This is a genomic window from Mycolicibacterium smegmatis (genome assembly GCF_001457595.1).
In the GTDB taxonomy this organism is placed as follows: domain Bacteria; phylum Actinomycetota; class Actinomycetes; order Mycobacteriales; family Mycobacteriaceae; genus Mycobacterium; species Mycobacterium smegmatis.
In genome coordinates, this window is record NZ_LN831039.1 from 4,048,125 (window position 1) to 4,069,884 (window position 21,760).

General features: G+C 66.5%; 28 protein-coding genes. 15 read left to right on the top strand and 13 right to left on the bottom strand.

What is annotated here, in order from left to right; genetic code table 11:
* Positions 1-22 precede the first annotated feature (22 nt).
* From AT701_RS19480 to arc, 4 genes are all read right to left on the bottom strand, one after another.
* Complete coding sequence (locus AT701_RS19480; protein WP_003895350.1) at positions 23-415, bottom strand: ectoine synthase; 393 nt, start codon at positions 413-415, stop codon at positions 23-25.
* A 12-nt stretch (positions 416-427) separates the two neighbouring features.
* The gene (gene ectB, locus AT701_RS19485; RefSeq protein WP_058126428.1) at positions 428-1,714 is read right to left on the bottom strand and encodes a diaminobutyrate--2-oxoglutarate transaminase; all 1,287 of its coding nucleotides are present in this window, start codon (positions 1,712-1,714) and stop codon (positions 428-430) included.
* An 80-nt stretch (positions 1,715-1,794) separates the two neighbouring features.
* Positions 1,795-2,328 (bottom strand): diaminobutyrate acetyltransferase, encoded by a 534-nt coding sequence (gene ectA / locus AT701_RS19490; protein ID WP_058126429.1) that lies wholly within the window; start codon positions 2,326-2,328, stop codon positions 1,795-1,797.
* Between the two features lie 967 nt (positions 2,329-3,295).
* Positions 3,296-5,137 carry a proteasome ATPase gene (arc, locus tag AT701_RS19495; RefSeq protein ID WP_058126430.1) on the bottom strand — a complete coding sequence of 614 codons (1,842 nt, stop codon included), beginning with the start codon at positions 5,135-5,137 and terminating at the stop codon, positions 3,296-3,298.
* A gap of 145 nt (positions 5,138-5,282) precedes the next feature.
* On the opposite strand from arc, the gene AT701_RS19500 reads away from it, so the two are divergent.
* The 3 genes from AT701_RS19500 to AT701_RS19510 are packed head-to-tail and all read left to right on the top strand — an operon-like array spanning position 5,283 to position 6,657.
* Complete coding sequence (locus AT701_RS19500) at positions 5,283-5,786, top strand: MTB12 family secreted protein (RefSeq protein ID WP_003895356.1); 504 nt, start codon at positions 5,283-5,285, stop codon at positions 5,784-5,786.
* Positions 5,787-5,794: 8 nt separating this feature from the next.
* Entirely contained in the window at positions 5,795-6,358 is a 564-nt protein-coding gene (gene lppK, locus AT701_RS19505; protein ID WP_058126431.1) for a lipoprotein LppK, read from the top strand.
* A gap of 5 nt (positions 6,359-6,363) precedes the next feature.
* Positions 6,364-6,657: a DUF503 domain-containing protein gene (locus AT701_RS19510; protein WP_058126432.1), complete on the top strand. Its 294-nt coding sequence runs from the start codon at positions 6,364-6,366 to the stop codon at positions 6,655-6,657.
* Positions 6,658-6,662: 5 nt separating this feature from the next.
* Here the strand turns inward: AT701_RS19510 and AT701_RS19515 are convergent, their stop codons facing one another.
* Positions 6,663-7,511, bottom strand: a complete 849-nt coding sequence (locus AT701_RS19515) for a tRNA (adenine-N1)-methyltransferase (RefSeq protein ID WP_003895359.1) — start codon at positions 7,509-7,511, stop codon at positions 6,663-6,665.
* A gap of 83 nt (positions 7,512-7,594) precedes the next feature.
* Here AT701_RS19515 and AT701_RS19520 point away from each other — a divergent pair, with 83 nt between their 5' ends.
* From AT701_RS19520 to AT701_RS19530, 3 genes are read left to right on the top strand one after another with little or no spacing between them, the layout of a single operon-like run.
* Complete coding sequence (locus AT701_RS19520; RefSeq protein WP_036453285.1) at positions 7,595-8,470, top strand: RecB family exonuclease; 876 nt, start codon at positions 7,595-7,597, stop codon at positions 8,468-8,470.
* Positions 8,467-9,264, top strand: coding sequence for a thioesterase family protein (locus AT701_RS19525; RefSeq protein WP_058126433.1), 798 nt, complete (start codon positions 8,467-8,469; stop codon positions 9,262-9,264). The genes AT701_RS19520 and AT701_RS19525 overlap by 4 nt, the downstream gene beginning before the upstream one ends.
* Positions 9,261-9,767 (top strand): DinB family protein, encoded by a 507-nt coding sequence (locus AT701_RS19530; RefSeq protein ID WP_058126434.1) that lies wholly within the window; start codon positions 9,261-9,263, stop codon positions 9,765-9,767. The genes AT701_RS19525 and AT701_RS19530 overlap by 4 nt, the downstream gene beginning before the upstream one ends.
* Here the strand turns inward: AT701_RS19530 and AT701_RS19535 are convergent.
* The 3 genes from AT701_RS19535 to AT701_RS19545 all read right to left on the bottom strand — a co-directional run bounded on the left by AT701_RS19535 (position 9,712) and on the right by AT701_RS19545 (position 11,221).
* Entirely contained in the window at positions 9,712-10,299 is a 588-nt protein-coding gene (locus AT701_RS19535) for a nitroreductase/quinone reductase family protein (protein ID WP_223495659.1), read from the bottom strand. The genes AT701_RS19530 and AT701_RS19535 overlap by 56 nt on opposite strands.
* A 62-nt stretch (positions 10,300-10,361) precedes the next feature.
* Complete coding sequence (locus AT701_RS19540) at positions 10,362-10,613, bottom strand: acyl-CoA dehydrogenase family protein (RefSeq protein ID WP_223495661.1); 252 nt, start codon at positions 10,611-10,613, stop codon at positions 10,362-10,364.
* Between the two features lie 44 nt (positions 10,614-10,657).
* The gene (locus AT701_RS19545; RefSeq protein ID WP_003895365.1) at positions 10,658-11,221 is read right to left on the bottom strand and encodes an SDR family oxidoreductase; all 564 of its coding nucleotides are present in this window, start codon (positions 11,219-11,221) and stop codon (positions 10,658-10,660) included.
* 46 nt (positions 11,222-11,267) lie between these two features.
* Here AT701_RS19545 and AT701_RS19550 point away from each other — a divergent pair, with 46 nt between their 5' ends.
* Complete coding sequence (locus tag AT701_RS19550; RefSeq protein ID WP_058126435.1) at positions 11,268-12,416, top strand: serine hydrolase domain-containing protein; 1,149 nt, start codon at positions 11,268-11,270, stop codon at positions 12,414-12,416.
* A gap of 177 nt (positions 12,417-12,593) precedes the next feature.
* On the opposite strand, the gene AT701_RS19555 is transcribed toward AT701_RS19550, so the two are convergent.
* From AT701_RS19555 to AT701_RS19565, 3 genes are all read right to left on the bottom strand, one after another.
* Entirely contained in the window at positions 12,594-12,932 is a 339-nt protein-coding gene (locus AT701_RS19555) for a hypothetical protein (protein WP_058126436.1), read from the bottom strand.
* Between the two features lie 223 nt (positions 12,933-13,155).
* Positions 13,156-13,773: an RES domain-containing protein gene (locus tag AT701_RS19560; RefSeq protein ID WP_174519601.1), complete on the bottom strand. Its 618-nt coding sequence runs from the start codon at positions 13,771-13,773 to the stop codon at positions 13,156-13,158.
* Positions 13,766-14,281 carry a hypothetical protein gene (locus AT701_RS19565; protein ID WP_058126438.1) on the bottom strand — a complete coding sequence of 172 codons (516 nt, stop codon included), beginning with the start codon at positions 14,279-14,281 and terminating at the stop codon, positions 13,766-13,768. Before AT701_RS19565 ends, AT701_RS19560 begins: the two co-directional genes overlap by 8 nt.
* Before the next feature lie 295 nt (positions 14,282-14,576).
* On the opposite strand from AT701_RS19565, the gene AT701_RS19570 reads away from it, so the two are divergent.
* The 7 genes from AT701_RS19570 to AT701_RS19600 all read left to right on the top strand — a co-directional run bounded on the left by AT701_RS19570 (position 14,577) and on the right by AT701_RS19600 (position 18,927).
* Positions 14,577-15,407, top strand: coding sequence for a hypothetical protein (locus AT701_RS19570; protein WP_223495664.1), 831 nt, complete (start codon positions 14,577-14,579; stop codon positions 15,405-15,407).
* Entirely contained in the window at positions 15,404-16,024 is a 621-nt protein-coding gene (locus tag AT701_RS19575) for a hypothetical protein (protein ID WP_058126439.1), read from the top strand. Before AT701_RS19570 ends, AT701_RS19575 begins: the two co-directional genes overlap by 4 nt.
* Positions 16,014-16,397, top strand: a complete 384-nt coding sequence (locus AT701_RS19580; RefSeq protein WP_058126440.1) for a hypothetical protein — start codon at positions 16,014-16,016, stop codon at positions 16,395-16,397. Before AT701_RS19575 ends, AT701_RS19580 begins: the two co-directional genes overlap by 11 nt.
* The gene (locus tag AT701_RS19585) at positions 16,394-17,038 is read left to right on the top strand and encodes a hypothetical protein (protein WP_058126441.1); all 645 of its coding nucleotides are present in this window, start codon (positions 16,394-16,396) and stop codon (positions 17,036-17,038) included. The genes AT701_RS19580 and AT701_RS19585 overlap by 4 nt, the downstream gene beginning before the upstream one ends.
* 205 nt (positions 17,039-17,243) lie before the next feature.
* Positions 17,244-17,657, top strand: a complete 414-nt coding sequence (locus AT701_RS19590) for a hypothetical protein (RefSeq protein WP_058126442.1) — start codon at positions 17,244-17,246, stop codon at positions 17,655-17,657.
* A complete protein-coding gene (locus tag AT701_RS19595) occupies positions 17,654-18,202 on the top strand; it encodes a hypothetical protein (RefSeq protein WP_058126443.1) in 549 nt (182 codons plus the stop codon). Before AT701_RS19590 ends, AT701_RS19595 begins: the two co-directional genes overlap by 4 nt.
* Positions 18,199-18,927, top strand: a complete 729-nt coding sequence (locus AT701_RS19600) for a hypothetical protein (RefSeq protein WP_058126444.1) — start codon at positions 18,199-18,201, stop codon at positions 18,925-18,927. The genes AT701_RS19595 and AT701_RS19600 overlap by 4 nt, the downstream gene beginning before the upstream one ends.
* Here the strand turns inward: AT701_RS19600 and AT701_RS19605 are convergent.
* Entirely contained in the window at positions 18,924-19,727 is an 804-nt protein-coding gene (locus tag AT701_RS19605) for a hypothetical protein (RefSeq protein WP_058126445.1), read from the bottom strand. The two genes, AT701_RS19600 and AT701_RS19605, sit on opposite strands and share 4 nt — an antisense overlap.
* 194 nt (positions 19,728-19,921) lie before the next feature.
* The gene (locus tag AT701_RS19610; RefSeq protein WP_058126446.1) at positions 19,922-20,851 is read right to left on the bottom strand and encodes a LysR family transcriptional regulator; all 930 of its coding nucleotides are present in this window, start codon (positions 20,849-20,851) and stop codon (positions 19,922-19,924) included.
* Positions 20,852-20,966: 115 nt separating this feature from the next.
* On the opposite strand from AT701_RS19610, the gene AT701_RS19615 reads away from it, so the two are divergent.
* Positions 20,967-21,752: a maleate cis-trans isomerase family protein gene (locus tag AT701_RS19615; RefSeq protein WP_058126447.1), complete on the top strand. Its 786-nt coding sequence runs from the start codon at positions 20,967-20,969 to the stop codon at positions 21,750-21,752.
* The last annotated feature ends 8 nt before the right edge of the window (positions 21,753-21,760 follow it).

Below are 21,760 nucleotides of genomic sequence, written 5' to 3' on the forward strand. Positions count from 1 at the left end.
TTCCTCGCGCGGGTGGCGCTGCTCAGGCGACCGACTGCGGCGCCGGGTAGGCGCCGGTCTCGTCGTGCACTTCCTGACCGGTGACGGGCGGGTTGAAGACGCACAGCATGCGCAGCTGTTGGTCGCAGGTAACCCGGTGGCGCTCATGCCCGTTGAGCAGGTACATGGTGCCGGGCGCGAGCGGGTACTCGACGCCGGTCTCGAGGTCGGTCAGCGTGCCGGTGCCCTCGATCACCCAGACGGCCTCGACGTGGTGCTCGTAGCGGTACTCGTTGACCGAGTTCGACTCGATGGTGGTCTCGTGGAACGAGAAACCCACCTTGTCGTCGGCCAGGATGATGCGCTTGGACCGCCAGGTGCCGACGCTGACGTCGCGGTCGGTGCCGGTGATCTCATCGGTGGTTCGGACAATCATTGGTGTTCTCCCTCAGCTCAAGGTGACTGCGATCGATTCGGCCAGGATGTCGAGGCCGCTCTCCAGGTCTTCGCGCGATGTGGTCAGGGGCGGAAGCAGCTTGACCACTTCGTCGGAGGGTCCGCTGGTCTCCATGAGCGCACCGCGGTCGAAAGCGGCCTTGCACACCTCGCCTGCGCGCTCGGTGTCGGCGAACTTCAGGCCTTGTGCCATGCCGCGACCGCGTGCGGTGACGCCGTCGTACCGGTCGGCGATCTCCTCGAGACGCGCGCGGATCAGCTCACCCTTCTGGAGGGTCTCAGTGCTGAACTTGTCGTCCTGCCAATAGGTTTGCAGTGCCTCGGTGGCCGTGACGAACGCCGGGTTGTGGCCGCGGAACGTGCCGTTGTGCTCACCGGGCGCCCACACGTCCAGGTCGCGCCGGAACAGCGTCAGCGCCATCGGCAGGCCGTATCCGCTGACCGACTTCGACAGCGTGACGATGTCGGGCACGATGCCCGCGGCCTCGAAGCTGAAGAACGGTCCGGTACGGCCGCAACCCATCTGGACGTCGTCGACGATGAGCAGGATGTCGCGCGTGCGGCACAGGTCGGCGAGCGCCTGCAGCCACTCGACGCGGGCGACGTTGAGACCACCCTCCCCCTGCACGGTTTCGACGATCACCGCGGCGGGCCGGTTCAGACCGCTGCCGGAGTCGTCGAGGACGCGACCGAACCACTGGAAGTCCTCGGTCACGCCGTCGAAGTAGTTGTCGTACGGCATGGGCGTGGCGTGGACCAGCGGGATGCCCGCGCCCGCGCGCTTCATCGAGTTGCCCGTGACCGACAGCGCGCCGAGCGTCATGCCGTGAAATGCGTTGGTGAAGCTGATGACCGACTCGCGTCCGGTCACCTTCCTGGCCAGCTTCAGCGCCGATTCCACCGCGTTGGCGCCGGTCGGCCCGGGGAACTGCACCTTGTAGTCCAGGTTGCGCGGCTGAAGGATGGCGCGCTGAAAGGTCTCGAGGAACCGCTGCTTGGCGGTGGTCGCCATGTCGAGCGAGTGCACGATGCCGTCCGAGGCGAGGTAATCAAGAAGCGGCGCTTTGAGTTTCGGGTTGTTGTGCCCGTAGTTCAGCGCGCCGGCGCCCGCGAAGAAGTCGATGTAGCGGCGACCGTCGACGTCGGTCACCCACGAGTCCTTCGCGGTCTCCATGACCGCGGGCCACCCGCGGCAGTAGCTACGGACCTCGGACTCGACGGTGCTGAAAACCTCAGGCAGGTCGGACTCGGTCAATTGGGCGTTTGCAGCGAGCAACACGAAAAAAATCCTCCGATGGAATCGGTTGATCAAACAGGTTGAGATATAACGGGTTTCGAGATCTGCGGCGCAGTAACGCCTCAGACCCCGATCGGTCCGATCCGCAGGATCGGCTCGTCCTCGTGCGCGCCGTCGGCGGCGAGGAGTTCGGAATCGAAATGAGGCCGCTCGATGAGCGGGACGCCGTGACGACGGGCGAACGCGCCGAAGAACGCGCGTGATGCGGCGTTACCCGGGGACACGGTGGCCTCCACTGTGATCGGTCGCCCACCGCGATCGGAGCGCACGCGCTGCACCAGATCGTCGATCATCGCGCTGGCCAGCCCTGTGCCCTGCGCGCTGGGCGCCACCGCGACCTGCCAGACGAACAACACGTCCGGCCGTGGCGGCGGGTGGTAACCAGTGATGAAACCCTGCAGGTCACCATCACATTCGGCGACGATCGACGTCGCGGAAAAATCCGTCGCCAGCAAAAGATAGGCGTAAGTGGAATTCAGATCGAGCACTTCCGTGGCCTCCGCGATGTCACGGATGCCGATTGCGTCGTCGCCCTGCGGCGGACGCAAATTCAGGGTCCGGGATTTGCGCCCCGGCGCGCTTTCCAGAACATGCATATCGAGTTGAAACTCACCACCGAACAGTTAGCGAACATCGTCAGTACAAGTCATCGGTGCCATGAACCGTAATCACATCGGGACAGCAGGATCAACCACCCCAAACGCGTTCCTCGGCGGAATCCGCGTCGCCACATGATGTTTGATCTGCGGTTATGTCGCGTTTCCACGCGCGGTGAACAAGATCGCCGTCGTTATCGAATCGTTATATTCGCACGACCGTACTACTTCTGGACGCCCGCCGGATATCGTGGGATTTGTCACCGAAAAGCGCCGGGCAACGGTGTTTGACGTTGCGCTGCGGGGGTATGAGCCAGCACCGCGAGCGTGCGTGTCTGCTGCTGAAAATACGGCGCGTCGGCAACATTTTGCGCACGCTCGCGGCCGATGAGAGTGCGCGATCATCGCGATTTTCGACAGCGTCAGAATTTGCCGACGAGGGTGAGGGCGACGTTGCCCGAATGACGTGTCAGTGTCGCGAGCTCCACGCGCACGCAGATTCGCTCGTGACACGGGCATCCCCGACGGGTCGCACCCTGGGATGGGATACGTTGGGCGACCGGGTGTTTCGTGAGCGGTGGGGAGGACGGAATCACGGGCGCACCCGGATACCCCGGTCTTTCCGGTGAGGCAGGCAACGCCATGGCCGGACGCGCAGTGGCCGGCTCACGGCCACCCGGTGCCGAATCTGGCCGCGTTCGACGCGGCTCCTGGACGGCTCACGGGACGAGCGCACGCTGCGCGCGCTACCAACCCGGACCCAGCGCGATGGCCCTGAGACACGTCAGCGCCGGCGCGATCGCCATGGTCGACGCCGACGGACTCGCGGTCGCGAAGCTTGCTCGTCGGGCAGTTCATCGAGAACTTGGACCGCCTTGCCTTGAATAGCCCACGAGCGTGCGCGAACTGCTGACGAATCCCGGCGTGCCGGGCAGCAGACGCGCACGCTCGTGGTGCAGCGCGGGTCCTACAGGTACTGGCCCAGGTTGCTCTCGGTGTCGATGGCGCGGCTGGCGCTCGACGACTTGCCGGTGACGAGCGTGCGGATGTAGACGATCCGCTCGCCCTTCTTGCCCGAGATCCGGGCCCAGTCATCGGGATTGGTCGTGTTGGGCAGGTCCTCGTTCTCGGCGAACTCGTCGACGATCGAGTCCAGCAGGTGCTGGATCCGCAGACCCTTCTGACCGGTCTCCAGCACCGACTTGATCGCGTACTTCTTGGCCCGGTCGACGACGTTCTGGATCATCGCGCCCGAGTTGAAGTCCTTGAAGTACATGACCTCTTTGTCGCCGTTGGCGTAGGTCACCTCGAGGAACCGGTTGTCGTCGATCTCGGCGTACATCCGGTCGACGACCTTCTCGATCATCGCCTTGATGCACAGCGCACGGTCACCGTTGAACTCCGTGAGATCGTCGGCGTGCACCGGCAGGTCCTCGGTGAGGTACTTGCTGAAGATGTCCTGCGCGGCCTCAGCATCCGGACGCTCGATCTTGATCTTGACGTCCAGGCGGCCGGGCCGCAGGATCGCCGGATCGATCATGTCCTCGCGGTTGGAGGCGCCGATCACGATGACGTTCTCCAGGCCCTCGACACCGTCGATCTCCGAAAGGAGCTGCGGCACAACCGTCGTCTCCACATCGGAGCTCACGCCGGTGCCGCGGGTACGGAAGATCGAGTCCATCTCGTCGAAGAACACGATCACCGGGGTGCCCTCGGAGGCCTTCTCGCGTGCACGCTGGAAGATCAGCCGGATGTGACGCTCGGTCTCACCGACGAACTTGTTCAGCAGCTCGGGGCCCTTGATGTTGAGGAAGTAGCTCTTGGCCTCGCGGGCGTCGTCGCCGCGGACCTCAGCCATCTTCTTCGCCAGCGAATTGGCCACGGCCTTGGCGATCAGCGTCTTACCGCAACCTGGCGGGCCGTAGAGCAGCACACCCTTGGGCGGACGCAGCGAGTACTCCTTGTACAGGTCCTTGTGCAGGAACGGCAGCTCGACCGCGTCGCGGATCTGCTCGATCTGCCGGCCCAGGCCGCCGATGTCGTTGTAGCTGACGTCGGGCACCTCTTCGAGCACGAGGTCCTCGACCTCGGCCTTGGGGATGCGCTCGAACGCGTACCCGGCCTTGGTGTCGACCAGCAGCGAGTCGCCCGGGCGCAGCTTGCGCGGCCGGCTGTCGTCGAAGTAGTCGGTGGGCTCGTCGGGCAGGTCCTTGGCCGCCACGAGGGGCTCTGCCAGCCAGACGATGCGCTCTTCGTCGGCATGGCCCACCACGAGTGCGCGGTGGCCGTCGGCCAGGATCTCGCGAAGCGTGCTGATCTCACCCACGGCCTCGAAGTTGCCGGCCTCGACCACGGTCAGCGCCTCGTTGAGGCGGACGGTCTGGCCCTGCTTGAGCTCCTTGACCTCGATGTTGGGTGAGCAAGTCAGCCGCATCTTGCGGCCCGACGTGAACACGTCGACCGTGTCGTCGTCGTGCGTCGCGAGCAGCACGCCGTAACCGCTCGGCGGCTGACCGAGGCGGTCGACCTCCTCACGCAGGGCGAGCAGCTGCTGGCGGGCTTCCTTGAGGGTGTCCATCAACTTGGCATTGCGGGCCGCAAGGGAGTCGATCCGCGCTTCGAGCTGATGTACGTCGCGGGCACTTCGCAAACCACTCTGCGGTCCCACCGCGTTTTCCAACTGCTCGCGCAGCATCGCGGCCTCCCGGCGTAATGCCTCCAGCTCGGCGGCATCTTCGCTGGAGAGGGAAGCTGACCCCGCTCCGGCGAAACCCTCGGGAAAACCTTCCGAACGCTCTGACTCACTCATATTGCGCTCCCTCCCGCACCGCAAGTTGGTGCAGTAACAACTTCAACGCTACCGGCGATTCAGCCTTTGTGTGTGGTCTAGGAACTCGACACACCAGCACCGCTGTTAACCTCTCTGTTCAGTAGGTCCGATCGAAAGGACAGTCGTGACCCCGAAATCCCTCGTTACCGGCTTCATCACCGCAGCTGCAGCGGCCGCTGTGGTGAGCGGCGCAGCGGCGGGTGTGACTTCCATTGCATCCAGCGGTATGTCGACGTCACCGGCAATTCAGCCGGTCGTGTTCGGCGCGCCGCTGCCCCAGCAGCCGGCTCCTGAGCTCGAAGCCCCGCTGATCCAGACGTTGCAGGCACTCGCCTCCGGCGGATCGTTCAGCGGAAAGGCGCCCTACATCCAGGGCGGCATCGGGCGTGTCGAGAGCATCGCCGCCGACCGCGCGTACAACCGTGCCGCGGCCGACGGCAAGTTCCCGCTGACGTTCACCGTGAACAACGTCGACCAGCAGGGCCCGGTGGCCTACGCCGACGTGACGGCGACGGCCGCGACCGGTGGCACCGCCACCCAGAACATCCAGTTCGTGGCGGGCCCCAGCCCGACCGGTTGGCAGATCTCGAAGGGATCGGCCCTGTCGCTGCTGTCGTCTGTCGGCTGAGGCGGTCGTTGAACCGGAACCGAATCGCAGTCCTGAGTGCCGCCACGGTCACCGTGGCGGCACTCGGGCTATCGGGATGCGGTGGCGACGACCGGCAGGCCGACAAGCCCGTCACGGTGCCGTCGACGTCGGCGGTCGTGACCACGCCCGCTCCGCCGCCCGCGCACCCACTGCCGGCCCCGGAGGCGCTCACCGGGGTGCTGTACCGCCTGGCCGACGTCAACGTGCCCGGCGCCGAGAAGGTCGGGCTGGTCGAGCAGGCCACCCCGGACGACGCCGAGGCCCTCGACAAGTTCGGGCGGGCGTTGGCCGACAACGGCTTCACGCCGCTGAATTTCGAAGCCACCGACCTGGCGTGGTCGGAGAACGACTCCGGCAACGTCATCGCGACCATCCACGTGACCGCCGGCGAGGGCGATGCGCCCGGGCAGTTCACATTCCCGATGGAGTTCACGCCGAAGGGCCCCGACTGGCAGTTGACGCGCAATACCGCCGACATGCTGCTGGAGATGGGTGCCGCGGCCGGTGGCGGGCAGTCTGAGCCGGCAACGACGCCGACGCCGACGCCCTGAAGCCCATGTGGATCGGGTGGCTGGAGTGCGATGTGCTGCTCGGTGATGTGCGCTCGCTCAAGCAGAAGCGCTCGCTGATCCGGCCGGTGATCGCCGAGCTGCGACGCAAACTCGCCGTGTCGGCGGCCGAGACCGGCATGCAGGATCTGCTCCGTCGTTCCAACATCGGGGTCGCGGTCGTGTCGGCCGACCACTCACACGTCGTGGATCTGCTCGACGCGGCCGAACGCATGGTGGCCGCGCACCCCGAGCTCGAGTTGTTGTCGACGCGGCGCGGTCTGCACCGCAGCGACGACTAGCAGATCTAGATCCCGCCGCCGATCTGACGTTTGCGACGCAGCGGCATGGGCGCGACCGCACCGGGTGCGAGTTTGCGCGCGCTGATCAGGAAGGCCGTGTGGCCGCGCATGGTGTGCTGCGGCCGCACCGCGAGCCCCACGACGTGCCAGCCGCGCTGCATGCTCTCCCAGGCGCGGGGCTCGGTCCAGCACTGCTGCTCGCGCAGCGCCTCGACGGCCCGTGACAGCTGCGTGACGGTGGCGACGTAGATCATCAGGACGCCGCCTGCCACCAGCGCGCGCGAGACCGCGGGCAGCACCTCCCACGGCGCCAGCATGTCGAGCACGACGCGGTCCATCTCGGGTCCGTCGTAGTCGGACACGTCGCCGATCACCAGGTTCCAGTTGGCCGGCCGCTCGCCGAAGAATGTGACGACGTTGCGCTCGGCGTGCACGGCGTGGTCGTCGCGCACCTCGTAGGACGTCACGCTGCCCTCAGGGCCGACGGCGCGCAGCAACGAGCACGTCAGCGCACCAGAGCCGGCGCCGGCCTCAAGAACGCGCGCACCCGGGAAGATGTCGCCCTCGTGCACGATCTGGGCCGCGTCCTTGGGGTAGATCACCTGGGCGCCGCGCGGCATCGACATCACGTAGTCGACCAGCAGAGGCCGCAGCACCAGGAACTGGTCGCCGTTGGTGGACTTGACGACGCTGCCCTCGGGCAATCCGATCACGTCGTCGAACGCGATGATGCCGCGATGGGTGTGGAACTCGCCGCCGTGGTTGAGCACCATGGTGTAGTGCCTGCCCTTCGCGTCGGTGAGTTGAACGCGGTCACCTTCAGCGAACGGCCCGGTCGGTCTGTTTCCTGCCACGCATTCAGCCTGCCAGCACACGCGACGGGCCCGGTGCGCGGGGTTCCACAATTTTGTCGGCGGCCGGTCATAGGCTTTCGGGCATGAGTGAGGAACCCGTGCGCGGCGCTGCCGGCCGGCGCCGGCCGGCCCTGTCACCGTCGCGCGCGAGCGATTTCAAGCAGTGCCCGCTGCTGTACCGGTTCCGCGCCATCGACCGGCTGCCCGAGCCGCGGTCCACCGCGCAGCTGCGCGGCACGCTCGTGCACGCGGCCCTGGAGGATCTGTACGGCCTGCCCGCACAAGAGCGGGTGCCCGACACCGCGTTGAGCCTCGTCGAGCCCGCATGGGATCGCGTGGTCGCCGCCGACCCCGAACTCGCATCCCTCGCCGAGCGCGACGTGCTCCTGAGCGAGGCCAGGGCGTTGCTCACGGGTTACTACCGGTTGGAGGACCCCACCCGTTTCGACCCGCAGTGCTGCGAGCAGCTCATCGAGGTCGAACTGGCCGACGGCACACTGCTGCGCGGCTACGTCGACCGCATCGACGTCGCCCCGACCGGTGAGGTGCGCGTCGTCGACTACAAGACCGGCAAGGCACCGGCCGCCGCGCGGGAGCTGGCGGAGTTCAAGGCGTTGTTCCAGATGAAGTTCTACGCCGTGGCGCTGCTGCGGTCGCGTGAGGTGATGCCGTCCCGGCTGCGGCTGCTGTACCTGGCCGACAAGCAGGTGCTCGACTACTCCCCCGCGCACGACGAGTTGCTGCGCTTCGAGCGCACCCTGATCGCGATTTGGAAGGCCATCCAGGCCGCGGGCGCCGGCGGGGACTTCCGTCCGAACCCGTCGCGCCTGTGTTCGTGGTGTGCACACCAGTCGTTGTGCCCGGCGTTCGGTGGCACCCCGCCGCCGTACCCGGGGTGGCCGGACCAGATCGACGACGGTGATCCCGACGCAGTGCTGCAGGAGGTCGGCGCCGCATGATCGGTTGCCACTACCGGCGTCTGGGCACGGATGGCCAGTTCCAGCTGTTCGAGTCGACACCGGACACCCGCAGCAACTGGGACGAGAGCATCCAGCACGGCTCGCCACCGCTCGCGCTGCTGACCAAGGCCATCGAGGAACTCATGGCAGGCTCCGGGCTGCGCGTCGGCCGCCTGACGCTCGACATCCTTGGCGCCATTCCAGTTGCGCCCGTGCGGGTTCGGACGTGGGTGGAGCGGCCCGGTTCCCGCATCTCGCTCGCGGTCGCGGAGATGGCCGCGGCTCGGCCCGACGGTGAATGGCGCGCCGTGGCCAAGGTCAGCGCCTGGCTGCTGGCCACCGGTGACACCAGCGACGTCACGACCGACCGGCACCCACCGCTGGTCGAGGGTGAGCCCGCCGACGTCCCGCACAACTGGGTGGGCGCGCCCGGATATCTCGACACCGTCACCTGGCGGCGCCAGGCGACGCCCGAAGGCGCGTCGGCCGAGGTGTGGATGAGCCCGCTCACCCCTGTGGTCGACGACGAGGAGACGACGGCACTGCAGCGGTTGGCGCTGGTGGTCGACTCGGCCAACGGCGTCGGTGCGGCACTGGATCCGAAAGAATTCATCTTCATGAACACCGACACCACCGTTCATCTGCACCGTCTGCCCGAGGGTTCCGATTTCGCGGTCCGCGCCCGCGGTTCGATCGGCCCGGACGGCATCGGGGTGACCACGGCAGAGATCTTCGACCGCAAGGGTTTCATCGGGACCTCCGCCCAGACCCTGCTGGTCATGCGCGCGCCGTGATCGAGCAGATCCGGCGCCAGTTCGACCTCGCGTGGGCCTTGGCCGACCTGCACCTCGCGGCGCTCGATGACGACGATCTCTTCTGGGAGCCTGCCCCTTTGATGTGGACGGTGCATCGCGACGAGTGCGGACGTTGGTGGCCCGACTGGAGGGACACCGAGCCCGATCCCATTCCCGTCCCGACGATCGCGTGGACGACGTGGCACGTGATCTTCTGGTGGTCGACGGCCCTGGCGCACGTTCGCGGTCTCACGCCACCGGAGCGCACGTCGATCTCCTGGCCCGGATTCGAGGGCGCCGTCGCACGGATCCGGGAGCTCGGCGAGCAGTGGCGTGGTCTGCTCGCGACGTTGTCCGACGCGGATCTCGCTGCGCCCGCTACGTTTCCGTGGGGTGAGGAATCAGGCCACACCGTTGCCGACACCGTGCTGTGGCTCAACGTTGAGCTCACCAAGAACGCGGCCGAGATCGGTCAGCTGCGGATGCTGCGTGCCGCTCACTGACGCTCGGGTGTGAGCCGCAGTACCGGGATCTCACGGATTCCCTTGGTGTGCGCGCGGCATATGAGCTGAAGTTCGACGCGTACTGCTCAGCGAGCGCGTACAAGCGGTCGTGGTCGGAACCCTCGGTGGGCCGCGCGACGAACGTGCCGCCGCTGTTCGGGTTCCCCTCGGCGAACAACTGGCACCGCGGGTTCGCGATCAGGTTGTGGTACCACGCCGGGTGTTTGGTCTGCCCGTAATTGGAGGCGATCAGCACGACGTCGTCTCCGTCGGTGAAATACGCGAGGGTCACCTCCCGCTCTACACCGGATTTCGCCCCCTTGGTGCGCAGCAGCACCAGCGGCATGACGCCCCGACCGAAGTGCACGCGCCCGCCGGTCAGGTGCATGAGCCGTTTGTCTGCGGGCGCCATGAGGTGGCGGTGCAGTGCCGAGCCCAGTTCCGTCGACAGGATCCAGCCCGCCGCTCGCCGCATCAGCGTCGGCTTACGCGTCGGATCCACGCGGGGTATGCCGTTCAACAGGTCGGCCATCGGCCGAATGCTACTCGGGTGGCACTGCCGCCAGCGCAGCTTTCACCCACGCGTCTGTGCGCTCACGCAAGCTGCATCTGCTCGGTGCCGTGGGCAGCAGCCCACGCGACATTGGCGTGAGCCCAGCCCGCCGAAGCATCGGTCATGGCAAGGGTTTCGCTGACCTCGACGACCGTGCGCGGCGCAACCGCATAGCCGCCGAAGCGGCGCGGCGTGAGCATCCGGAAGAGGCCTGCCTGCGTCAGCGCGTCGATCACCTCATCGGGGCGACGTCGATTGATGTCCCCGGCATGACGAGCCAACAGCGGCTGCAATGCCCTTGCCCTGCGACCAACTCGCCGCGGGTCACCGTGTCCCGTCAGAAGGCGACGCTCGCACCGCCGTCGACCACGAAGTTGTGGCCGTTGACCATGCCTGCGCCCTCACCCGCAAGGTAGAGCACCGTCGAGGTGACGTCATCAAAGGTGGCCAAGCGGCGAGTGGGAATCCGCTCGATCACCTGCGCCCTCGCCGCGTCAGGCCACGTGGCCCGCGACATCGGTGTGTCGACGAGTGTCGGGGACGCGCAGTTCACCGTGACACCGTGCGGGCCCCATTCTGCGGCCAGAACACGGGACATCCCGAGGATGCCGGCCTTGGCCGCCGAGTAGGCAACGTGCCCGCCGATGCCCTGAATGGCGTTCTGGGATGCGATGTTGACGACTCTCCCCCATCCACGATCGACCATCCCGCGCCCGAATTCCCTGGTACACAGGAAAACTCCACGCAGGTTGGTGGCCATCGTCGTATCCCAGTCGGTGGTGGTGTATTCCGTAGCCGGCGCGAGCAGAGCAACCGCGGCGTTGTTGACCAACACATCCACCGAACCCAGTTCGGCGTCGATCTTCCGCGCGCCGTCGGAGATCGACGGCTCCGACGACACGTACCCCTCGACGAATAATCGCGCCCGTCACATCGTTGGGATCGATGTGAACGTCTCCGTCCAAGGGCATTGCGACGCCCGATTCGACAAAGTCGCCGAGGCGCTGGGCCAGGCGATCGAGAGCGGCGACGAGGTCGGGGCCGCCATCGCCGTCGACATCGACGGTGAACTCGTCGTCGACATCTGGGGTGGGTACGCCGACGCTGCCGGCACCCGGCCGTGGCGCGCGGACACCATCGTCAACGTGTGGTCCTCGACGAAGACCGTGACCGCGCTGGCCGGCCTCATGCTGATCGATCGCGGACTGATCGAACCCACGACGCCGGTCGCGCAGGTGTGGCCGGAGTTCGCCGCGAACGGCAAAGAGTCCGTGGAGTTTCGGCACCTGCTCAGCCACTCGTCGGGGTTGTCCGGCTGGGAGCGGATCGACCGCATCGAGGATCTCTACGACTGGGATTTGTCGACGGCCAGGCTGGCCGCTCAGGCGCCGTGGTGGGAACCAGGATCGGCGTCGGGATACCACGCGATGACCTTCGGCCACCTCGTCGGCGAGGTGGTGCGACGCGTCACGGGTCGCACCCTCAAGCAGTTCGTCGCCGACGAGATCGCCGCACCGCTGAACGCCGACTTCCAGATCGGCGCACGGCCGCAGGACGCGGAGCGCATCGCCGAGGTCGTCCCGGCCGACAACCCGATGGAGGGGCTTCCACCGGCGGAAACCTGGACCGAGCAGATGGTGAAAACCTTCGGCGGTTTCTTCCCCGATCCGGCGGCCGCCAACACCGACGCGTGGCGCGCGGCCGACTTCGGCGCGGTCAACGGGCACACTACTGCACGCGCGCTCGCGCGCATCCTGTCGTCGATCTCGTTGGGTGGCACGGTCGACGGAGTGCGCCTGCTGCGTCCCGAGACCGTGGAGAAGGTGTTCGAGGCGCAGATCGAGGGCCCTGACCTCGTCATCGCACGCCATCCGGTGAAGTGGGGCCTCGGATTCGGGTTACCGGAACCCACCACCCTTCCGCACATCCCGGACGGCAAGATCTGCCACTGGGGCGGATGGGGCGGTTCGTGGGAGACCATGAACCCCGACAAACGAGCCACCGTCGCCTACGTGATGAACAAGATGGGGTCGGGGCTGCTGGGTAGTGACCGTACCGAACGCTATTTCACGCTCATCTACGACGCGTTACGCTGATCAGCCGGCAAATCTCGTCGAAATCGACTGCTCGGGAACCTGATCCAGTTTCTCCGCGACCAAATTCAGCTTGGCTTTCATTCCGCTCGACCGCGCCGGCCCCGAGACGGCAGCGACGTTTTCGGCGACCACAGGACTGGCGCTCGCGGCCGCCACAGCCGCGCCCGCCTGCCTGTGTCACTCCCGGCCTACCGGGGCGCGACTGCCGCCCCAAAGTTCATCAGCCGTTGCATCTGCGCCGGACCGTGCTCGCGACGTGACTTTTGGAACAAAATCCAGGCTCCGACTGCCATCCTCGCCCACCGCGTATTCGGTGTAGAGAGTCTGGTCGAGCAGTTCGGACAGGTGCACAGTCCGCACCGACGATTCGAGCGTGAGATGCGGCGGCATATTGTCGCTGCCCGCACAGTACACATCGCACCCATGCCACAGGATCAACCGGCGCCCATCGGTCACCGCCACCTCTTGCCACAACGAGGTTCCCCAGTCGTATTCGATCGTGTTGTCACTGAGCACGAACGACGTGGCCGCATCAAGGTCGACAACACGTGCCAGGGCTTCGAGCGCGATGTCGGCATCGCGTGGCCGATCAGGACCGCATCCCGAAGGTGCTCATAGCGGGCCCAGTCGAATTTGTCAGACATGGGTCGCCATCAGCTTCCCGAACTGAAGGAGCCGCTCTCGACGGCGGCCGCTTCGCTTTCAAACACGTATGCTCGGCGCGGCTCAACGGCCGAAGTCAACTACCCAGCGGCCAGTTGACGGTAAAACCATGCCTAAGAACGAGTTCGGTCAGGACATCGAGGCGCTCAGCGAGCGGCCACAAGCGTATTCGGAACTGCTGGTGGGCGAAGAACGCGTAGTTGGCGGACTGTTGCGGAGTGGTGCGCGACCGGTAGACGATCGCGTCGAGGTCGGTCCACCAGCCGCGCGCGGCTTCGGCAAGACGTTGACAGGTGCCCCACACGGCGTCGTGTTGGCCGGTGCTGATCTGGTCGTCGACGTCGAGGGCGTCGAGGTTGCGCTCGGTGCGCAGGTCGAGTACGCGCATCGGGCGCCTGGTGACCAGCTCGCTCAGATAATGCCCAGCGTGGTCGGCGGGGATGACGAGCCCGGTGGCCCGGTAGCGCTCACGAAACGCCCCGACGAGATCCGCACCGGCATAACGGGTGCGGAAGGCCCCTGACGGCGGGTCGAAGCGGTGACGCGCTTCGGGGAAGCCATGCCAGTCCCACTCGTCGGGCGCGGCAGCTTCGACCCGCCACATCGTGGTGCCCGGCTGTACCGTTCGGCTCCGCAGCCCGCGGGGCCGGGTTGCGGGCAGCGGGTTGTGATAGCCGGGGAGGAGGTCAGGCACCGAGCGCGGTGAGGACTCGCCAAGCCGGCGCGGCGGTCGCCGCGTGATCGAGCGCCTCCACGATTGAGGCACCGTCCAGGTCGTCCCGTTGCAACCGCATGATGCGGTCCGCTGCGACGGCGTCATCGGTGAAGTTCGCCAGCAGCTCGAGGATGCGCGGCAGGTCGGCGCGGAGCCGTCCGCCGTCGAACTGCCACGCCGGGAACCAGGTCTTGTTACCCACCGCGGCGCCGATCAGCCGTTTGCGCGTGCGGAGCCGATGCACTGCCTGCGGTGTCGCGTATCCGAGTCGTTCTTGCACATCGGCGGTCGACAGCGCGCCGTCGATGAACTCCTCGATCAGAGCAGTCCGGCGCTGGTCGTTGAGGGCGCGCGCGGCCGAGCGTTCCAAGGTGCCCTGCGGGCCCGTCGGTGCGTCTCGCAGGGCGTCGAGGACCCGCACAAAACGCGCGTCGCGACGGGCCCGGGCCTCGATGTCTCGGACCAGCGGGGTTACGGCTGCGGTCATGAGACCAACAGTACCCGTCACGAGATCGAGTTGAAACAATTGAAACACCGCGCGGCTCGGAGCTGGCACTGCACCCCAGGGCGTGTACAAGCTGAGGTGCGCCGACCTGTGGCCCCTCCCGCGAGTAAAGGTCGGCGGAGGTCACCACTTGTTGTGATCGGTAGCACTTGTCATGGGTCATTATGGACAGACAGATTGGGGTCGCACACCCCGCTGACGGCGAGTGAGCTGGTCGGAACAACGACAACCACGACCGCACCGTGGCGATTCCTCACCCGCCGGGAAGGGACGCGACATGCGCCAGCACCACCCGACGGGCTCGAAACCCACCGACTCGGCAACCATTTGGGCCACGCTCGCTACATCATCGCCGGCCCGTGTCGCCCGTCCTCGCGATGTTCCCCGCCCGGAGTCGGTCGAGGAAGTCGCTGGGTGGGCGGGCAGCGAGGATCTGCGCCGCACTGAGCTGGTCTACGCGCCGGTGTTCTGGGTGCTCCTCCCCCTCGCCGCCATCGCGTTCCTTACCCATCAGGCGATCACGGACCCGACGGGTGCGGGGTGGAGCATCACGATCAACGGCGCGAGCCGCGACTCCTGGCCGGTCTGGGTGCCGTGGCTCGCGTGGATCGGCGTCAGTGTCTGGCTGCTCATCGCTGTCGGCGTCCTGCTCCTGCGCCTCAGCATCCTCCGAGATCTGCGGGACCAGAACGAGTGGATTTTCGAGCACGGCGTCGCGCACTCGATCCACCGTGCATCGGTGGATTACGAAGGCGAAGCGAGCTGGTCGACTTACATCGCCCTCGACCACCGCCTCGATGACCGGCAGGCCGCACGGATCCACGCCGCGTTCGAGCAGTGGCTCTCGCAGGCAGGACTGCCGCCATCGGGCTCGAAGCCGATCGCCTCGACGACACTGTTCGGTGCGCAGGCGAAGGGCGGCTACTTCATCCTCCACCTGCCGGTATCCCAGACGGCCGGCGCCACCGCCGAACACGAGTGGATGCTCATCACCGAGCCACAGGCCGACGAGAGCGATGTGATCGTCACGCCGGTGCCTGTCCCGAAACGACTGCAGAAGATCCGCCGCAAGCTCCGTCGGAGAGCAGAACGCATGGGCACGTCATGAGTGGGTTCCGGATGATCACGCTGCGGAGCCTGACCGGCCCTGGTCCGCAGACCAGGGAATGGATGGCTCGGGCACGTACCCCGGAGACTCGCGCGGAGATTCGTCGGTGGTCACGGTGGGAGACGACGTCGGCGTGCCTTCTACTTGTCGGCGCGGCCTGTGGAGGCGCGACGCCGCTGAGCGGTCTGGGGCTCGCCGCCTGGCATGTCGTGCACGGCGACGCCCCGTGGCTGTGGTGGCTCCTCGGATCCCTCGCGATCACAGCGCTTTTCCTGATGGCCGGTTCGTGGCTGGGCTCCTACTCAAGCGACCGACGTTTGACGGTGCTCTATGCCGACGGACACGTCTCTATCGGGCGTCTCGACAAGGTCATCACCCAGCCGGGCGGCGGTGATGAGCAGACCAGCTACGACTTCGCCATCAGCGCAGAACTCTCCGATGGCGTCGTCCTGCACCGCGAGCTGCACTGGGGCGAGGACAGCAGCCTGCTCTACCCAGAGCGTTGGGTCCGCCGCACGATCCGGTTCCGCCACAACACCCTCGATCCGAATAACCTCGGGGATGTGCTGTTTGACGGCTGGGTGAGCGCGGACAACGGAGGCGCTCGTGACCGATGAGTACGCAGAGTTCTGGGCCAGCCGGACGAACACATCACGGACCCTGGCACGGATCCGCCTTCTATCAAGACTCGATGAGGCGAAGTTCGCAGACGGGCACTGTTCGGTCGGGGTGATCGACGCCGTCATGTCCAGAGAAGGCACTGACGGGCAACGTTTCACCACGACCCGCTACACGCTCACGGTGACGGCTGTACTCCCCGAAGCGACCACGATCCGCCGCCATATCGACTGGGGTGTCGGCGACTCGCGGGGTCGCGACAACACCTGGGCGGGGCGGCGGATCAGTTTCCGCCACAACTCCCGAGACCCGGACGACCTCGCCGACGAGCAGGCCGCCGGTCGGCCCGACGGTGATGCGGAGCGATCATGACCGGCAACGATCACAAGGAGCCGCTGCTCGTACGTACCGCAGAGAAGCTACTCGTCGGCTCGGGACCGCAGGCACCGTTCCTCGTCCGCCACGACTGGGCGATCCCGGCCATCGTGTTCGGCGGATGCGGCCTCTTCATGGTCCTAGCGCTGATCGCGAGTTTTCAGGGATGGGGCCCGGTGCTGATGTGGATCGTCATCGGGATCGGCGCGCTCTGCGTCGTACTGACGGTGCCCACGTTCGTCCAGATGTTCCGAGCAACCCGCGGTCCGCTGCCCGCGCTCGACCGGACCCCGCGAACAGCCAGGGTGGTCCTGCACGCAGACGACGCCGAGGGTGGGCAGACGATCCTCGTCGAATATCGCGATGCCGCAGGGGAAGGGCACGACGCGCAGCTCGCCGATGTCATCCACGAGTCTTGGGAAAAGCGGTTCTCTCCCGGCTCACGGTGGCAGGTCTACGCGTTCCGCGACCCCGAGCTCACCGACACTGTCGTGTTTCTCACCGAGGTCCACGACGATGTCTGGCGCGACGGGTGGAAGCTCGACGGGGTCCGCATCGGCGGCGAAGGCGGACCGGTCAAACCCGGCCCAGGATCCCCGTTCCTGCGTACAGGCTCGAAGTGGGAGTTCGCGTCATGACCGCCACACCGCAGAGCCGCCAACCACAGCGGAAGCAGGGATCCGACGGTTCGATCTGGACCGACGGGGGAACCTGGTTCGGGCTGTTCCTTATCAGCTCGGTCCTGCTGGGCTGGGGCATCTTGTCCTTGCCGTTCGACGGGGTCGTCCGCGGCGTGATGCTGTTCTTCGCCGTTATCGTGGCCGCGGTCGCCTGCGGCGTCGGGTGGCTCGAGACGATGTCGAACATGCCACTGCCTGCGCTGGACCACACCCCCCGCGTGGCACGTGTACGCGAGATCCGCGATGGGACCAACCCGACACCACAGCGGAAGCGGAGACGAAAAAGGTCATCGTCGATTACGACGGAGCCGACGGGAAGACACACACAGCCTGGCTGGGCGATCTCATCAACGAGGCGTCGATCAACCGGTTCACTCCCAAGAGTCTGTGGCAGGTGTACGCCTTCGCCAACCCAGACCTCGCCGACACCATGGTCCTGCTCACCGAAAGGCATGACGACGTGTGGCGCGGCGGCTTCATGATCACGGGTCTGCACGGCGATTTCGCATTCTCCGAAATTCGGCAGTCGGCACCAGGATCGCCGTTCCTCGATGGAAAGCGCAGGTTCGCCTCATGAACCGCCGCACCACAGCGTGGATGGCCCTGGCGCGGACGCCCGAGACCCGGGCACGGATCCGCCGGTGGGCGTTACTCAAGCGCGTCTTCTTCGGGCTGGCCGGCCTGGGTTCGACGGCGTCGGTGACCATCATCGTCGTGGCGGCGATCCGCGAATTCCTCGGGGAGCCGGCCCCGTGGTGGGTCTTCCTCGCAGCCCTCGCTGTACTCGTGGTTTCGATCCTCCCGTGGTGCCTCGCCTCGTTAAGGCTCGACGTCGCTCGGTATGCCGACGGCGAGGAAACTGTCGGCACCATCACCAAGATCGTCGTCGATGAGGACACGGATCCAGAGGCGTTGCCCGCATACGACATCACGATCGCAGCCAGGCTTCCCGCTGGGGGCATCCATCGCACCTGCCGAGTGTCTGAGCGCACGGCGCCGAAGCCTGGACAGAGGGTCCGGTTCCGCCACAACACCGGTGATCCGGACGACCTTGAGGATGTGCTGTTCCTCGGATTCGTCGATGCGCCGAACACCGCACAGCGAGGAACGATGAATCCATGACCGAACGACACGCCGAGAAAAAGCCGCCCCTGTTGCGGCGGGTGTGGGAGGCGATCATCGGTGAGTTCACTCCGCCGTCGACGCCGCGCCCGACCCCGAGTGAGGCGGAGTTCGCCGAGGGATATCTTGCGGTCGGAATGATCAATGACGCGATCGAGGACGGCCCTGGTGGCGACGTGCAGGGGCCTGACAAGCTCGTCATCAGCGCCGACATCCCCGGGCACGGAACCATCTACCGAACGAGGTCATGCCCGCTGTCGATGCCCGGCAGCGGCCTAAAACTCATCGGACACAGTATTCGATTCCGCCACACCACTTTCGACCCGGACTACAGCAACGACATCCAGGTGACACGGTGGCCACCCGAGGTCAGGAAGGCCCTGGAGCCGGTCCGCTACGAGGGCCCGGGTGCTCTGCGTGCGCGCGCGTGGGGCTTGCTCGCCGGTTGCAACTTCCTCGTCATGTGGGCCGGGATCGCGCTCACACCGATCCTGCTGTGCGGCATCATCTTCGGCGGCGACATGTTCACCGACCTCCCCGCGTGGTTCCACCCCGGCGTCGCGCTCGCATCGAGCGTCGGCGCGGTACCGCTGGGGTTGTTTCTGGTCGCCGTCTGCAACGTGCACAGAGATGCCGCACTCTCCCGCACCAGATCCCGGAGGAGCCCGGGACATGAAACGCGCAGTTCGTCGAGCGGGATCGCCGACGATGAGCCTTGCGGCTAGAGCAGCTGCTCGGGCAGCGGGCCGCTGACATCGACGAACGGCCCCATCACCCGTTCGAAGACCCCGGTGTCGACTTCGTCACCGGCGAGGTCGCGCATCAGGGCGGCGACGCCGAGCGTCCAGAACGGTCGCAGGTCGATGCCGGGCCCCTGCGGAGCAACGTGGTCGAGGTGCAAGACGAAGGCCCCAACTTGTTTGCGCAGATCGTCGGGAATCCTCGGCCCCCAGGAGTACAGCCGTTCCTCTGCTCGTTCCCAACCGTTGCCGTCGCTGCGGATGCCGTCCAGGACAGCGCGCGCTTCAAGCGTGCTCAACAGGCCAAGCCGGAAACAGACGGCGTCCCAGGCGGGATGGGCCGCTGATACGGTCGGTTCCATCAGGTTCGCGAGTTCGGCCGCGGAGGGCGGCGGGTACCGCGCCGCCAGGGCGCTCGTGCGCAGATTCCGGGCGTCCCGGATCGCCTGCAGATCGGCAGGCACGAGCGGCAAATCGGGGCCGCACGGCGGTTCGAGCAGGAGCACACGTCCGGGGTCGGCCCTGTCAACAATCACTGGGACGTGCCAGCGCATGACCAGCCCCGTGAAGCTGCCGGGATCGGTGCCGCTACGCAGCTCCGCTCGGTATGAGGCTCCACCCGGCGGCTGAACCTCAACCACCGCCGAGCAGCGATCGGATTCGAGCACCAGAGCCCGCGCGTACAGGGGCTCGACGAGGTCTGGTGCGCCGACATCTGCGGGCATTGGGGCGCCGATTTCAGGCCCGGACGAGGCCATCCCACGCAGTCGATCCATCCAGCCCACACGGCGACCTTAGCCGAGGGCGCCGCCGGGGTTCGCGAGCCGACCGACGAGCGCGTGCCCTTGACGCCCGCGAACCACGCGACGCCACCGGCGCATTGGTGTCCAGCCCTTATGTCATAAAACAACTCGCCCCGCAGCTGTATGTGCTCACCGAGATCATCGACCCCCAACCGCACAACGAGTCCGGTAGCCCGTCAAGACCCTCCAGAAACCCGCACCGTGCCCTCAGGCGGCCTGGCCGCCACGATGAAGTCAGAAAACCGTTGTACCGCCTTGGTTTTACGTCGCTCACGCGACCAAGCCAGCACAGCGTGCCGAACTGCCGAAGGTTCCTCGAACGGCAGCACGACGACCCCGTCGGTACCGGTCAACCGCACCGCGAGCTCACTGAGCACGCCGACGCCCAATCCAGAGCGCACCATCGACACCAGCGTGTGCGGGCTCGCGACGCGCCTGCCGGCACCCACCTGCACATCGGCCGCGGCGAACAACGCGGCGATCTCCGGGGAAACACCTCGCGCGCCCGCACCACTACCAGGCGTGACGACATCCTCGACTGCCAACTCGTCCAACGTCACCGACGACATCCGAGCCAGCCGATGAGTCGGCGGCACCAACAAGCGCAACGGCTCATCCCACAGCGGAACCCACTGCAGTTCAGGGATGTTCGCGACATACGCCTGCGGCAAGATCGCCAGATCGGCCTCGTGGCGGTGCAGCATCTCGGGCAGCGTGGCCGTCGGCCCCTCCAGGACCTGCACCTCGATGTTGCGTTCGATCCTGCTGAACCGGTCGATCAACCGCGATGCGAAGGCGCCGGCCGCACTCGCCATGCACGCCAACCGTACGGTTCCGTAGGTCGTCCCGCGTAGCGCCGCCATCTCGGCGCGTGCGCTGTCGAGCGTCGCCAGCACGTCCTTCGCCCGCCCGAGAAAGATCTCGCCGGCCACCGTCAGGCGTACGGGCCGCACGCTGCGGTCCACCAGCACGACGCCGAGTTCGTGCTCCAACTTCGCGACATGCTCGCTGACCCTCGACTGCACGCGACCGAGATCCTGCGCCGCGGCCAGAAACGCACCGCGTTCGGCGACCGCGACGAACGACGTCAGCCAGTCCACGTGCACCGCTCCACACTATCCGAAAAACAGATTGGAATTATCCGGATCGGCGTGGTTCATCCGGTCCGGCCCAGCCATACGCTCCCCAACGACAGTGACCCGACTCACAATGAGGAGAATCATGACCGACCGAATCGATGGGACCACCCATGACCGAACCCGCTACCGCAACGCGATGGGACCGCGCGGCGTCATCGGGATCATGACTCCCGGCCCGAACGTGGTCGTCGAGAACGAGATGATGGACATGCGCCCGCCCGGCGTCATCAACGCAGTCGACCGCTATTACGTCCCCAACCAGTCGATCCGCGCCGACGACGACTGGACGATCATCATGCGCCACGTCGCCGCCAACCTCGACGACTCGGTGCGCCGACTCAACGAGGCGCTCATCGACCATCTTGTCCTGGGGATGTCGTCGCAGAGCTTCATGGGCGGAGTCGACGGCAGCTTCGCCCTGCTCGACCATCTGCGCGAAGCGTCCGGGGTCGACGTGTCAATGGGTGCGCAGGCGTCCGAAGCCGCACTCAAGGAAGTCGGCGCACGGCGACTCGCGCTCGTCACGCCCTATTACCCCGTGATCGAGAAGAATGCGGTGAGCTACTTCGAAGGCCGCGGCTTCGAGGTCGTCCACGTCGAAGGCCTCAAGTGCCGCAGCATCATCGAGGTCGCCTCCCAGGGAGAGGACCGTCTGCGCGACGCGGTCCGCATCGCCGACGAGCACCGTCCTGACGCGATCATCCAGCTCGGCACCAATCTGCGTTTCGGGGCGCTGGCCCCGCGACTCGAGCAGGAGCTCGGCAAACCCGTCTGGGCCGTCGGCACCGTCATCTACTGGCACGCACTACGCGCCATGGGGATCGACGACCAATACGAGGGCTTCGGCACACTGCTCGAAAAGCACTGAGGTCGAAC

What these genes read in the sequence shown, in the direction of transcription:
- AT701_RS19570 (WP_223495664.1), top strand. Translation starts at nt 14,577, where the DNA reads ATGCGCCAGCACCACCCGACGGGCTCGAAACCCACCGACTCGGCAACC.
- AT701_RS19575 (WP_058126439.1), top strand. Translation starts at nt 15,404, where the DNA reads ATGAGTGGGTTCCGGATGATCACGCTGCGGAGCCTGACCGGCCCTGGT.
- AT701_RS19600 (WP_058126444.1), top strand. Translation starts at nt 18,199, where the DNA reads ATGACCGAACGACACGCCGAGAAAAAGCCGCCCCTGTTGCGGCGGGTG.
- AT701_RS19595 (WP_058126443.1), top strand. Translation starts at nt 17,654, where the DNA reads ATGAACCGCCGCACCACAGCGTGGATGGCCCTGGCGCGGACGCCCGAG.
- AT701_RS19615 (WP_058126447.1), top strand. Translation starts at nt 20,967, where the DNA reads ATGACCGACCGAATCGATGGGACCACCCATGACCGAACCCGCTACCGC.
- arc (WP_058126430.1), bottom strand. Translation starts at nt 5,137, where the DNA reads ATGAGTGAGTCAGAGCGTTCGGAAGGTTTTCCCGAGGGTTTCGCCGGA.
- ectA (WP_058126429.1), bottom strand. Translation starts at nt 2,328, where the DNA reads ATGCATGTTCTGGAAAGCGCGCCGGGGCGCAAATCCCGGACCCTGAAT.
- AT701_RS19585 (WP_058126441.1), top strand. Translation starts at nt 16,394, where the DNA reads ATGACCGGCAACGATCACAAGGAGCCGCTGCTCGTACGTACCGCAGAG.
- AT701_RS19520 (WP_036453285.1), top strand. Translation starts at nt 7,595, where the DNA reads ATGAGTGAGGAACCCGTGCGCGGCGCTGCCGGCCGGCGCCGGCCGGCC.
- AT701_RS19525 (WP_058126433.1), top strand. Translation starts at nt 8,467, where the DNA reads ATGATCGGTTGCCACTACCGGCGTCTGGGCACGGATGGCCAGTTCCAG.
- AT701_RS19510 (WP_058126432.1), top strand. Translation starts at nt 6,364, where the DNA reads ATGTGGATCGGGTGGCTGGAGTGCGATGTGCTGCTCGGTGATGTGCGC.
- AT701_RS19535 (WP_223495659.1), bottom strand. Translation starts at nt 10,299, where the DNA reads ATGGCCGACCTGTTGAACGGCATACCCCGCGTGGATCCGACGCGTAAG.
- AT701_RS19565 (WP_058126438.1), bottom strand. Translation starts at nt 14,281, where the DNA reads ATGACCGCAGCCGTAACCCCGCTGGTCCGAGACATCGAGGCCCGGGCC.
- AT701_RS19480 (WP_003895350.1), bottom strand. Translation starts at nt 415, where the DNA reads ATGATTGTCCGAACCACCGATGAGATCACCGGCACCGACCGCGACGTC.